Annotated in this window: 9 protein-coding genes; 6 read left to right on the plus strand and 3 right to left on the minus strand. The window is 64.1% G+C overall.

The features are described 5' to 3' along the window. Positions 1-375: 375 nt before the first annotated feature. A complete protein-coding gene (hrpB, locus tag Q4G32_RS01740; protein ID WP_303348782.1) occupies positions 376-3,117 on the minus strand; it encodes an ATP-dependent helicase HrpB in 2,742 nt (913 codons plus the stop codon). Positions 3,118-3,950: 833 nt separating this feature from the next. Between hrpB and Q4G32_RS01745 the strand changes: the two genes are divergently transcribed. From Q4G32_RS01745 to Q4G32_RS01760, 4 genes are all read left to right on the plus strand, one after another. Next, the gene (locus Q4G32_RS01745) at positions 3,951-6,038 is read left to right on the plus strand and encodes an HNH endonuclease signature motif containing protein (RefSeq protein WP_303348784.1); all 2,088 of its coding nucleotides are present in this window, start codon (positions 3,951-3,953) and stop codon (positions 6,036-6,038) included. A gap of 683 nt (positions 6,039-6,721) precedes the next feature. Continuing rightward, entirely contained in the window at positions 6,722-7,720 is a 999-nt protein-coding gene (locus tag Q4G32_RS01750; protein WP_303348785.1) for a 1,4-dihydroxy-2-naphthoyl-CoA synthase, read from the plus strand. A 76-nt stretch (positions 7,721-7,796) separates the two neighbouring features. Continuing rightward, a complete protein-coding gene (locus Q4G32_RS01755) occupies positions 7,797-9,194 on the plus strand; it encodes an AMP-binding protein (RefSeq protein ID WP_303348786.1) in 1,398 nt (465 codons plus the stop codon). A gap of 106 nt (positions 9,195-9,300) precedes the next feature. Continuing rightward, positions 9,301-10,182, plus strand: a complete 882-nt coding sequence (locus Q4G32_RS01760) for a 1,4-dihydroxy-2-naphthoate polyprenyltransferase (RefSeq protein WP_303348787.1) — start codon at positions 9,301-9,303, stop codon at positions 10,180-10,182. A gap of 272 nt (positions 10,183-10,454) precedes the next feature. On the opposite strand, the gene Q4G32_RS01765 is transcribed toward Q4G32_RS01760, so the two are convergent. Continuing rightward, positions 10,455-10,811 (minus strand): DUF4229 domain-containing protein, encoded by a 357-nt coding sequence (locus Q4G32_RS01765; RefSeq protein ID WP_303348788.1) that lies wholly within the window; start codon positions 10,809-10,811, stop codon positions 10,455-10,457. A 76-nt stretch (positions 10,812-10,887) separates the two neighbouring features. Continuing rightward, a complete protein-coding gene (locus Q4G32_RS01770; protein ID WP_303348789.1) occupies positions 10,888-11,379 on the minus strand; it encodes an RrF2 family transcriptional regulator in 492 nt (163 codons plus the stop codon). Positions 11,380-11,518: 139 nt separating this feature from the next. Between Q4G32_RS01770 and Q4G32_RS01775 the strand changes: the two genes are divergently transcribed. Together Q4G32_RS01775 and Q4G32_RS01780 are read left to right on the plus strand one after the other, a co-directional pair. Then, a complete protein-coding gene (locus tag Q4G32_RS01775; protein WP_303348791.1) occupies positions 11,519-12,505 on the plus strand; it encodes a sulfite exporter TauE/SafE family protein in 987 nt (328 codons plus the stop codon). Between the two features lie 32 nt (positions 12,506-12,537). Beyond that, positions 12,538-13,086, plus strand: a complete 549-nt coding sequence (locus tag Q4G32_RS01780) for a PLD nuclease N-terminal domain-containing protein (RefSeq protein WP_303348793.1) — start codon at positions 12,538-12,540, stop codon at positions 13,084-13,086. Positions 13,087-13,181 lie beyond the last annotated feature (95 nt).

Genomic DNA, 13,181 nt, shown 5'->3' on the forward strand with positions numbered 1-13,181 from the left:
GGTCACCGCAACTGATGGATTGCAGCGGTTACCAGAAAGATCCGTTGCACGACCACCACCGCGAGTGTGCGGGAGGGTGCACTGCGCAGACCTGATTGATGGGGTCTGCACCGGGGAACTTCTGAAACGATGAACCAGACCCTACCGGATAGTAGTGATTCAGGCCACATGGCAGCACAGCGCGCTGGCGTGGCACTCTCGGGGCCGTACGGGATCGTCTTACTACTGCCCTCACGGCAGTACCTGCCCAGTCCCGTAGGCCTGATCTGCCCAGTCTCGCAGGGCTTTATCTGCTCTTTAGTTTGACCTCATGGCCCGGTCCCGCACGGGAAACTGCCCGGTGGGTCTTTCACTGATCCGAGTGATCAGGAACAATCACCGCCGCTTGGTCCGCGCGGTGGCCGGAGCGCTCCACGGGTCTTCCGGCCAGGGGTGTTTGGGGTAACGGCCGCGCATTTCTGCCCGCACCTGGGCGTAGGGGCCGGACCAGAAAGACCTGAGATCTGAGGTGATGGCAAGCTCGCGCCCGGCGGGTGAGAGCAGATGGAACACCACCGGAACGGTCCCCTCCAGAACGAGGGGAGATTGTGCCAGCCCAAAGCACTCTTGGAGTTTCACCCGGACCACGGGCTGGTCCCCTTCCCAGTCAATGCGGGGTCGTGATCCGGATGGCACGGGCAGTGCCGTGGGAGCCAGCTCCTCCAGGCGGGCAGCTTCCGGCCACGGGAGGAGGCGTTGCAAGGCGGTTTTGAGATCCAGATCCTTGGGGCGGACCCCTTGGGCCAAGCGGGCGATCTCCGGAGACAGCCAGGTCTCCAGGTTGGCCAGGAGTGCGTCGTCGTCCATGTCTGGCCAGGGAGCGCCCACGTGGCGATGTACGGCGGCAAGGCGGGCACGCAGTTGCTTGGCCTCCGTGGAGAAGTGGAGCAGGCTCAGCCCTTGGCGCAGCAGCGTTTCCCGAAAGGCCTCCTGCGCTTGTGCGGGCGTCGGTTGCACGGGAGTGGAAGCCAGGATGATGGCGCCCAGGCGATGCACCTGCCGCGCAGTGATGGTTCCGTGCGCAAAGTTGGTCTCCACCCGATTGGTGACCAGATCACTCGCCAGGTGGGTGGCGATGGTTTCCGCGGTGGGCTGGTCCAATGCCACAGCGCTGCGGATCACGGCCCCGGTCCCCTGCGCGTTACGGCCCTGAGCACGGGCAACATCTGCCACGGCCAGCCACTCGTGATGTTGCAATGCGGAGCCGGACGGTAGCCCGGCTCGGGTGCCACCGGCAAATAGATAGGTGTTGCCGTCCTGGCGGGCAATCCATTCTGGACGGGCCAGGGCCACCACCGCGCCAACGTGGTACTCGGGGCGAACCGTGAGTGTGCCGACTACTTCAGCCAGGCCAGCCGTGGTGTTGAGCTCAGCTGTGGTGCTGAGTTCAGCCGTCGGGCCGGTTGGGGTGGTCACCACATTGGCCAGCCTGCGCACCTCAGCGCGCCACGCGGGTGCGGAACGGACCGCCCGCAGCACGGCCGTGAGGTCACCACCCGGGGCGTGCTGGTCGCTGGAGAGTGTGGCCACCACCTCGGCCGCCGTTCGGGGGTCCACCAGATGGGCTCCCACCAGCAGTGCTCGGGCCAGACGAGGATCGGCTGGGACATCCGCAAGGCGTCGGCCAAGGGCGGTGGCGCGGTCGGCGTCGTCGGTGGCTCCCAAAGTCCGCAAAGTGGCCTGGGCTTGCGCCATGGAACGTTCCGGGGGCGCGGTGGGCAAGCTCAGCCCGCTGCCACCGGGAGCGCCCCACACCGCCAAGGCAAGGGCGGCCGCCGTGAGGTCAGCGGTGGCGATTTCGGGGGTGACGTGGGCGGGCATGGCTGCCCACGTACGCTCGTCGTAACAGCGCACGGCACGCCCCGGCCCCAGGCGGGCGGCACGGCCGGCGCGCTGATCGGCCGACGCCCGGGAGGCGGCCACTGTGACCAATCCGGTCATCCCGCGTACCGTGTCCCGGCGCGGCTCACGAGCCAAACCGGAGTCGATCACCAGGCGTACGCCCGGCACGGTCAGTGAGGATTCCGCCAGGGAGGTGGTGACGACGACGCGCGCCGGCTCCCCCGGGAGTCGCCCGGAAACGGCGCGATCCTGTTCCCTGGGATGAATGCGGCCGTGTAATTCCAAAACCTCCACAGCCGGAAGCGCACCGGAGGCGCCCTGGGCATGTGGCTCTCCACCGATGTCCGCGCCGTGGAGGTGACGCAGGTGCTCGGCAACGCGCGCCACCTCCCAGGCGCCGGGAACAAAAACCAGGGCGTCCGTGGTGGGGTCTGCCGCCAGCGCCCGTGCATGCTCCCGAGCAGCCACATCCGCAATGTGCCGCAGGAAAGTGCGGGTCACACCACTATCATCCAGACGTGGTTGCTCGGCAGGTTTCCATTCGATGTCCAAGGGATGCACCACGGCGGGGCTGTCCACAATCGGGGCCGGTGCACCAGCATCAGTAGGGAGTAGGCCGGCGAAAAGTGGAGCATCCACCGTGGCGGACATGGCCATCACGGGCAGATCCTCCCGCAGCTGCCGCACTTCGGCCAGCATGCCTGTCAAGAGATCGGTGTCCAGGCCACGCTCGTGAACTTCGTCCAGTACAACGGCCCCGACCCCGCGCAGTTCCGGGTCTTTGAGCAATCGACGCAGCAGGATTCCCGGGGTCACAAACTCCACCGAGGCATCCGGCCCCAGTGTGCGCTGGCCACGCACGCTGAACCCGGCCACCTCCCCCACCCGGGTGTTGGTGAGCCGGGCCAGCCGGGAGGCTGCTGCGCGCGCCGCCACACGCCGCGGCTGAGTCACGACGACGCGGCCCGCCCCCACCTCACGGTCGCCCCGTTTGGGGGAGGTGGGTGTGCTGTCCGCGTGAGGAGGTGTTGTTGGGTTGTTGGTGTGGGCGGGTGTTGAGACGGTTGCCGCCAGGAGATTGGCCACCAAAGGAGGAATGAAGGTGGTTTTGCCGGACCCGGGCGGTGCTTGAATCACCGCTGATCCCTGATTCAAGGCATCCGCAACTTGCGTGGCCAAGTCCGCGATGGGTAAGCCTGCACCAATGCTGTTCAGGTCAAAGGGAAGTGCTGGCATACCCATAGTCTGGCAGGCCGGGGTTCTCCGCATATGAGCTCGGGCTCTTTGTATAGAGGCTTGGGCTCTTTGCATTGGGGACCGGGCTTCACTGCATTAAGGGCCGGGGGCTGTCTGCAAAGAGCCTGGGGTCGGCGTCGGGGCTGTGGCGCTGCTGGAGGTCCGCTGTCAAGGACACACTGGTTGAGTGTGGTTGCGGAACTCTGGTGGGGGCGCAGTGGCGGAGGGGCCCACTGTCGAGCTCGCAGATTGTGGGCAGTGCCAGTGGGGGAATCAAAACAGTAATCGGTGGCTGCGGCCCAGGCTGGGCACGGTCGAGGTCGCATGTGCCAGTGCCAGTGCCAGTTTAAGCAGCGCGTGCTGGCTGCATCGCTTGATCACGTTTTGGTGACTTTGATGGTGAATGTGACGTTTGGTTGTCATTTAACCCTTGTGTTGTCTGACCCCCTTGGAAGACTTGATTCATGGCACCGAACAAAGGCCACCAGGAGGACGACTCCACAGGCCAGCTCCCACTTCCACCGCTGACACCGGCGCAGCCGGACGCAGCGGCCAGGGGCGTGGTCGGAGAGCACAACCGTGCAGAGACGAACAACACCAACGCCGTTCTTGATACCGGCCGTGCAGGTCTGGATGCCAGTTGTGCGGGACCTGCTAGTGGCTGTGCGGATCTTGATGGCCGTTGCACAGATCATGACGGCTGCTCCTCGGGCTCTGACAGCAGTTGCGGACGTCTAGATAGCAGCCGCGTAGGAGGCGCTGCACCTGCCCAACCGTGCAGCGCATCAAATCTCCCCGCACCAAGCACCGCCCCGGGTTTCGCCCCCGGCGGCATGGCAGACACTCTAGGGACCACACATCAGCGCGCGCCCCATGCCCCATCAGGCACTCCTTCAGATACTCCCGAACTAGCTTCTGTTCTGGAATCACCGGAGACCACAGCATTTCGGCGCCGCCATTTTTCAGCAGCGGATGTTGAGCCGGAAGACCTGAGAGAACAGGCGGCCTCCCTGGTCACCGGGATGCAGATGGACGTCTCCGCAGAGGCTGCTGCTCGGGGACGAATCCTGCGTCAAGCGGCCGACCTACATCTGATCACGCTGCGGGCAACTTTCCGTGAGGCTCAGGAGCAGCGGGAAGTTCTTCAACGGCGCCCCGGTGGCACATCTCCCCGAGATGTGGACTCGGCAACGCTCACAGAAATCCAACGTTGGGCTCAGGAGGACGCCCGCAGCATGGTGGTCGGTGAACTTGAATTGGCTCTCAAACTCCCCCGCGGGTCCGCTATGGAACTCTTGCGGCAAGCCCTGGTCCTGACCCAGCACCTGCCCCATGTCTTGGAACAGTTGGAGGCAGGTCAGTTGCTGTGGGATCAGGTGAAGGTGATCCTCAATCAGTGGTCGTCACTGACTGAAACCCACTTTCCGGACTGCACCCATCATCTGTCTGCTCTGAACACGTCGCAGACGCTGGCGGGCACTGAAGTTGGTGATCTGTGCGACGTCGCCCCAGACGCCGATCCACCGGAGACCCCCGGAACGGCTCCAGTGGATGAGTCTGCTGAGGCAGATGCCAACAACACCGGGCACCACCTCACTGGTGCAACGTCATCCGCATCAGCACTTGAGCCGCCACCGGCGCCTCTGGGCCGATTCCAAGCGGCTGGGGAACGTCTGGTGGTGGACATGATGGAGCGTGCCCAGCAGTGCGGGGCAGCCAAACTGAATGCTTACGGGCATCGTCGTCGTCATGCCATGGGTGCACCGGCTCAGGCACGGGCGCACCAGAATGCCAAGCGGCACCGGGGCGTCTGGGTGGAACCGGAGGACGATGGTATGGCCCACCTGCATGCCATCTTGGATGCAGCCACAGCCCTTGCCGCCTGTGACCGCATTGATCGGTTGGCCCAGAACCTCAACGATTCCCCCGGTAGCGCGACTGCCACCTCTGATGACCACCAGGCCAATGCACCTAAAGGCGCATATGAAGAAGACACCCGCAGTGGTGAGCCAGTGCGTCGTGGGATCGGGGAACGCCGGGCAGATGTCTTGGCCGACCTCCTGTTGGAGGCCGAACCGTCGCAGAAATCAGAACTGCCGCGTGGCATTCGGGGTCAGGTTTCCGTGATTGTTCCGGTGGAGCACTTGGTGGCAGCTGATCCCACGCTCGTCAAAGACAACAAAGGGTCGGCTCCCGGACCGGCTCGGCGGGTTCCCGCCACGGATGCGGACACTGCCGCGCGGTCTGAAGGTAAATCGTGGCAAGCCGAATCGCCCGAGTTGATTGGATACGGGCCTATTTCACCGCTGACGGCTGTGGAGTTGGCCTCCGGAAGTGCATCCTGGAAGCGGTTGTTGCTGGACCCCGGCACCGGGGAGATCACCCAGTTCGGGAGACAGTCCTACAAAGTTCCCGCTGGTCTACGACGTCAACTGCAGATACGGGATGCCACCTGTCGTTTCCCGGGTTGCCGCCGCGCGGCTGAGCGGTGCGATGTTGACCATGCTCTCGCCTGGGAGGACGGTGGCACCACGGACGCTGAGAACCTGGCACATCTGTGCCGTGCGCACCATCTGCTCAAACACCAAAACGGTCCATTCGGCTCGTGGCACGTCACGCCACAGCACGTTTTGCCCCAGGAATCATGGGGAACGTCTGCGCCAGATAACCACAGTTCGCCCACGAACAATGTCGGGTCAGCCATGCCCAGCCCTGGCAATGACGGCAGCCCTGCCAACGGTGCCAACGGTGCCAACGGCATTATGTTCACATCGCCGTTGGGTACAACACGGCACAGCAGCGTGGAACATTCGCTGTTCGCCACCAGCGACTCGGCAACCAGCGGCATCGACAACGCCAGTGGGAACTCAGAAGCCGCTACAACACACGATGTCTTTCCCGAGGACCCACCCCCGTTTTAGGGATTTGCCCCCTACCGGGGCAGGGCTTCTGCCCACGCCTATTGGGACATGACCCCGCCCATGACGTGCACGAGTTTTGGCCAGAACTGCTCCAGTACCTCGGCCGACTCGTGATTGGCTTCGCCCGATTCAGGATTCGCACAGCATTGAGCCCAAAACGCAGGCAGTTGGCGGAACCGCCACCATCACCCGGTGTGGGAACGCTCCGGCAGAACGGGCGTGGGATCGGCTGCCCAGAACCACATGGCATCACCCGAGACAGCATCAAACTCACGGACCCGTTGCGGGTCAGCCTCACAGATCCCTTATGGGCCAACTCAACAGAACCACATGGCATGACCCCCGAGACAGCATCACGACCACAGACCCACTGCGAATCAGCCCAACAAAACCAAGTGGCGTAACGCCAGGACGTTTCATCAAATTCACGACCCCGCTGTGGGTCAGCCTCACAGAACCACGTGGCATGACCCCCGAGACGGGATCACCCGGGACAGCATTACCCCACGCCCTCCCCGCGAGCCAGCTCAACAGAACCCCCGGTACGCCCCCTGGGGAATAACACCCGACAGAACCAGGGTGGGATGACCTCTACAGATCAGACTCGCATGATCCCGGGAAACGTGCCCGGAGAACGTCACTCCGCAGAACCCGTAATGATCCGGCCACGTAGGATCGTGCTCGTGACTGATGCAGCCCAAAACTCCTCGCAGCCCACCGGTGTTTCCGCTGGAACCACTCTCCCCCACCAGGTCTCTCAGACCTTCGATCCCACCCAGTGGCATGAGGTGGACGGCTTTCAGAACCTTGCAGACATCACCTATCACCGCGCCGTCGAACGCGATGACGCAGGCAGGATCACCAAGGACTTGCCCTGGGTACGCATCGCCTTCGACCGCCCGGAAGTCCGCAACGCCTTCCGCCCCGGCACGGTGGATGAGCTCTACCGCACCCTGGATCACGCTCGAATGTCCTCAGACGTGGGCGCCGTTCTGTTGACCGGCAACGGGCCATCCGAGAAGGACGGTGGCTGGGCCTTCTGCTCGGGCGGCGACCAGCGCATTCGCGGCCGCGACGGCTACCACTACGCCGATGGCGAGACCGCCGAGTCCATTGACCCCGCCCGGGCCGGTCGCCTCCACATCCTGGAGGTCCAGCGCCTGATCCGCACCATGCCCAAACCCGTGATCGCCATGGTCAACGGCTGGGCGGCCGGTGGCGGGCACTCGCTGCACGTGGTCTGCGACCTCACCATTGCCTCCCGCGAACACGGCAAGTTCAAGCAGACAGACGCCACCGTCGGTTCTTTCGACGCCGGATACGGCTCAGCACTCCTGGCCCGTCAAGTGGGACAAAAGTTCGCCCGCGAAATCTTCTTCCTGGCCCGCGAGTACAGCGCCGAGGACATGCTCCGCATGGGCGCCGTCAACGAGGTGGCCGATCACGCCAACCTGGAAAACCTGGGGATCGAATGGGCCAAGATGATCTGCCGTCAATCCCCCCAAGCCATCCGCATGCTCAAATACGCTTTCAACCTTCCCGACGACGGCATGGTCGGCCAACAAGTCTTTGCCGGCGAGGCCACCCGCATGGGCTACATGACCGATGAAGCCGTGGAAGGCCGCGATGCCTTCCTGGGTAAACGCGACCCTGACTGGTCCAACTTCCCCTACTACTTCTGAGCCAGCGCCAGTTCGCAGTGAGCGCCACCAATTTCGAGCCCACCACAACCAGCCCACACACACCCGAGCAGCATCCGTGAACCTCGACACCCCCCACACCTCCGCTCTCCCGCGGGACACAGTCATTTTGGACGGCCCCGAGTCAGTCACCCGCGCCGGTGGTGTGACCGGTCTACTCTCGGCCTTCCAGGAGGTCTTGCAGAGGGAGGGGCCGGCGGTCGTCGTCGCAACTTCAGGTAGCACCGGGCGACCCAAACGGACCGTGCTGAGCACCCACGCCCTGAAATCCTCTGCACAAGCCACCGCCGAGCACCTGGCCGCCATGCTCCGGCACACCCACCATCAGCCGGACCATCAGCTGAGCAGTCAGCCCAGTCACAATCCCGACCAGCGTCACAGCCAAGTCCCAGAACTCAGCCACGGCCAGCAGCTCAGTCAGGCCCAGCCCCCCAGTCCCGACCAGCAGCTCGGCCACGGCCAGTGGCTGCTGTGCCTCCCCCCGTTTTATGTGGCCGGCGTACAGGTGCTGATCCGCTCGGTCATCGCCCGCACCACCCCCGTGGTTCTGCCGGACGGCCCCTTCACCGCGCAGAACTTTGTGACGGCAGCCGCCCGCATGACCCACCCCCAACGGTTCGTCTCCCTGGTCCCCACCCAACTCCAACGCCTGGTGGACGCCGCCCCAAACCCCACAGTCCGCCATACACTGCGCTCGTTCACCGCGATCCTGCTGGGCGGATCAGCCGCCACACCCCACCTCCTGGAGGCTGCACACGCCCTGGGTGCCAACGTGATCACCACGTACGGCATGTCGGAAACGGCCGGCGGCTGCGTTTACGACGACCTCCCTCTCCCCGGCGTGTCCATTCACCTGGAACACACCGCCGACGACGACGCCACCTCCCCCGGGCGGATCTGGCTGGGTGGCCCCATGGTCACGGATGGCTACCTGGACGACCCCGCTCAGACGCACCGTTATGTCTTCGATCGTCTGCCGGATGGCGTCACCTCACCTTCCATGACCCCAACTGCACCACTCGACCCCGCGACCCGTTGGTACCGCACCGATGATCTGGGCGTCCTCACCACATCCCCCAGAGAATCATCCCCACGCCTGCGGGTGATCGGTCGCGCAGATGACGTGATGGTGACCGGTGGGGTCAAGGTTTCCGCCGGTGTTCTCCGCAATCTCATGGTGGCTCACCCGGGGGTGCGCGACGTCGTCGTCGTTCCGGTGGCAGACCCCCAGTGGGGGCAGAGGATCGTGGCTGCACTGGTGCCCGCTAAAGGCACGAGCACAGGCACAGGCAGCGCAAGCCTCCAGGAGGAACTGCGCCGACTGGAATCAACCATCCGCCAAGAACTCGGTCCGGCCGCCGTCCCCAAACAATGGCTGTGGGTCCCAGAAATCCCCCTCCTACCCACCGGCAAACCGGACCGGGCAGCGGTGATGGAGCTGTTCGTGAAAGAATGACCCGGTCCCTGCGGCGCAGATCAGCACTGCGGCGCGCCGGGGCTGCGGACCCGCCGGTCACACGGCGCGCACCCCGGTCTGCACCCTCACATCAGGAAGGTTGTCCGTGGCAACTGCCGCCCAGTGGATCGAAGGCGCACGGCTGCGCACACTACCCATGGCACTGGCGCCGATCATCGCCGGAACTGCGGCCGCTCAATCCATGTGGAGCGCCAACCTCAGCCTGGCCTTTCTGGCCTTCCTGGTGGCGCTGTTCCTGCAAGTGGGCGTGAACTATGCCAATGACTACTCGGATGGCATCAAAGGCACCGACGACAACCGCGTAGGCCCCCTACGTCTGGTCGGCTCAAAAGCCGCCACCCCCAAGCAGGTGCTCTACGCAGCACTGGGCTGCTTCCTCGCCGCGGCCGTGGCCGGGCTGGTCTTGATCGTGCTCTCACGGCAGTGGTGGTTCATTGTCATCGGCATCTCGGCAGTGTTCGCGGCCTGGGGCTACACCGGCGGCAAGCGCCCGTACGGTTACCGCGGATGGGGAGACATTGCCGTTTTTGTCTATTTCGGCTTGGTGGCCGTACTGGGAACCACCATCACCCAGGCGGGCAAGCTCAACCTGGATGCCTGGATTGCCGCCATCGCCACCGGCCTCTTTGCCTGTGCGCTGCTCATGGTCAACAACATTCGGGACATCCCCGGAGACCGTGAAGTGGGCAAACGCACCCTGGCGGTCCGCCTCGGCAATCACCACGCACGCGTGGTATTTGCCGCCGAACTGGGCCTGGCATTTGCCCTACATCTGTTCCTGTTGCCCTTCAACCTGTGGATGCTGCTGGTCTTCCTGGCGGTGCCTCTGGCTGTGATCGCCACCCGCACCGTACTGTTCAGCAACCAACGTCAAGCCCTCATCCCGGTGCTCAAACTCTGCGGGATTCTGAACTTGATCTGGTCACTGCTCTTCTTGGCCGCCGTACTACTGCGCCAGTGGGTCTGACCGGCAAAAGCGGTCAGTCTGTGGTCAGCTGTCCAATAGGCGCTCGGCACCCTGCTGGAACCACCTGATCAACGACGTCGCTGCCTCGCCTGATCGTCAGCGTCTCCCCCATTGATCCGGGCCGGTCTGCGGCTGAGTCTGTATTCGTGTCTGCGCTGTCCGCAGTCCCAGCAGACTCCGCATCCCCTGTGGCGTCCGTAATCCTGGTCGTATCCGTGGAGCGCGCAGCGCTCACAGAGCCGATGGCGTCCGTATGGCCTACAGCGTCCGTGTCACCGGTCGTGTGTGGAGCCCACGCCTCCCGCGCCGCCGGTGGTCTCCGCATCCTCGGCAACCTCCGCAGTCCCCGTGGTCTCCGTATCGCCGGTGGCATCCACGTAGGAGTCCTCCGCCTCTGCATCCTCATCCGCCAAGGTGTCCTTGCGGATTTTGGGCGACCGCGAAATCCATCGGCCCAGATCTTGCCTGGCCCCCACGTGGAGCTTGGGGAAGAAGATGTAGCACACCGCAAAGGCGATGATGATTGCAGCCAAGCCAGCGAACAGGATGCCCAAGCGGAGGTAGAGGCCCGCCACAAAAACAACGATCAACAAGCCCAAGCGCAACGCGGAGTACTTCAGAAAATTCACCACATCAGTCTAATGCCGTTGCCTGATGATCCCCCGAGTAGGCGAGTGCGCAAGCCGGTCAGCACAACCCATCCCGCTAGTGGCCGGCCGAAGCCTGCAGGGGCCACCGATCCTCCCAAGCTCCGGGTTCTTGGGTCCATTGCGCCACCTGATCGGGGAAGTGACCGGTCAAAACGTCTTCCAGGGTGACCTCATCCAACACGCTGCGCAGAGCGGCGCGCACAGCCACCCACACCACCGGCAGATGGGTAGCAGCTCCTGCGTACTCGGTGTCGGACGGGCGCATCCCACGGACCCCGGTCAACGGGCCATCCACCGTGCGAATCACGGCCCCAATGGTCATTTCATCAGCGGGTGCAGCCAACCGGTAACCACCGGCAGCCCCACGTTTGCTGACCACCAGACCGCCTCGACGCAGTTGCCCCATCACCACTTCCAAAAACTTGGCCGGCAGCTCTTGCCGCTGCGCCAAGGTGGCCACCGGCAGCGCCTCTACGCCACCGGCGTGGGCTTCCGCAAGCATGAGCAGAGCCCGAATGGCGTATTCGGAGCGCGCTGAGATCTCCATATGACGATTGTTTCACGATCTTTGACCCAGCCTCCCACCACTGGTTAGCTCCTCTTGTCCTAAACCCCACACCTTTGATGGGAATTGTGGGAAATGCTCTGTTCCGGCTACAGCCGGAGAATCCGTGAGGAGGTGCCCGGTGCGCACACTGATTTTGATTGCCCTTGTTGGGTTGGCTGCACAACTTGTTGATGGTGGCCTGGGTATGGCCTACGGGGTGACCACCTCTACGTTGCTGCTCATGATTGGAGCCAACCCCGCCGCGGCTTCAGCCACGGTGCACTTGGCAGAAGTGGGCACCACTCTGGCCTCCGGGCTCTCCCACTGGAAGTTCGGCAACGTGGACTGGCGTGTGGTGGCCAAGATCGGCATTCCCGGTGCCGTTGGTGGCTTCCTGGGTGCCTCAGTCCTCTCCAATCTGGATGCAGCCGTGGCCCGCCCTGTCATGAGCACCGTGCTCTTGGTTCTGGGCATCTACATCCTCTACCGCTTCACGTTCAAGGGCCTGCGCAAGGAGCGGTTGGGGCGCAAGATTCCCGCCAAATTCCTCTCGCCGTTGGGGCTGTTTGCCGGTTTCATCGACGCCACGGGCGGCGGTGGCTGGGGTCCGGTAGGAACCCCGGCGCTGCTGGCTGACGGCCGCTTGGAACCCCGCAAGGTGGTCGGTTCCGTGAACACGGCTGAGTTCATGGTCACTGTGGCGGCCTCCCTTGGCTTCCTGCTGCACCTGGGTTCACAGGGCATCAACTTTGCCTGGGTGGGCGCCCTGCTGCTGGGTGGTGTGATCGCAGCCCCCGTTGCCGCGGCCCTGGTCAAGGTCATTCCCGCCCGGGTGCTGGGCCCCGCCGTGGGTGGCCTGATTGTGCTCACCAACACCCGCACCTTGCTCTCCGCTGATGCCCTGGGTGCACCCCCGGTACTCACGCAGGTGATTCTGCTCGGCATCGTTCTGGTGGCCGCAGCCGCACTGACCTACGCCGTCCGTGCGCACCGCGCCGAGAACCAGCACGACGACGCCGCAGCCGGTTCAGCAGACACGGAACCATCCGGTGCTGCAGAATCCGTGGAATCCTCCACGGAAACAAGTGAGCCTTCGCTTGTGGCTGACCAGCCCCGGGCACGGTAAGGCACCCGTTGTGTAAGCAATATGATTGATCCATGATCCGAGCAATCGCAATCATCGGCGCCGCGGCGTTGGCAGTCGGCGTGATCATCTATTCGTTCTTCGACTGCCTACGCTCCGACCCCCGCGATGTCCGCGGTATCAAACGCGGCCCGTGGATCGCCGTGATTCTGCTGTTGCCGGTGATCGGTGGCATCCTGTGGCTCACTTTGGGGCGTCCGCGCTATGCCCCTCCCAGCTCTCAGCCCAGCCGCGGCAAGGGCCCTGACGATGACCCCAACTTCCTGCGTCAACTCGACGAAAAGCGCCGTTCCGAACAAGCGGACGCCCAGTTGGAGGAGTGGGAGAAACGCCGTCAGGCGGGAGGGGCAGCGGGGGCGGCCGACTCCACGGAGGACACCGTCCCGCAGCAGGAAAACAACAGCAACGACGACGGTGGTCCTGGTTCCGTCACGGATTCTCCGTCCGATTCGGAGACGAGGCCCGATGCCGACTCCACCACACCGGATGACGGCCAGGACCCCTCCGACGGTCTCCCGGGGGATGAACACCCGGACGACCCCCACGGGCGCCCAAGGTTCTGAGACCCGGTCAACCAGCTCTCCGGTCACACCAGCTCCGGTGGCACGGGAACCGGTAGGCCACAAACTTTGGACATGGAAAAGGGCACATCCAGTTG

The organism is Kocuria sp., from assembly GCF_030538595.1.
In the GTDB taxonomy this organism is placed as follows: Bacteria; Actinomycetota; Actinomycetes; order Actinomycetales; family Micrococcaceae; genus Kocuria.

Coding starts and splice junctions, on each gene's coding strand:
- hrpB (WP_303348782.1), bottom strand. CDS start 3,117: ATGCCAGCACTTCCCTTTGACCTGAACAGCATTGGTGCAGGCTTACCC.
- Q4G32_RS01745 (WP_303348784.1), top strand. CDS start 3,951: ATGGCAGACACTCTAGGGACCACACATCAGCGCGCGCCCCATGCCCCA.
- Q4G32_RS01770 (WP_303348789.1), bottom strand. CDS start 11,379: ATGGAGATCTCAGCGCGCTCCGAATACGCCATTCGGGCTCTGCTCATG.
- Q4G32_RS01780 (WP_303348793.1), top strand. CDS start 12,538: ATGATCCGAGCAATCGCAATCATCGGCGCCGCGGCGTTGGCAGTCGGC.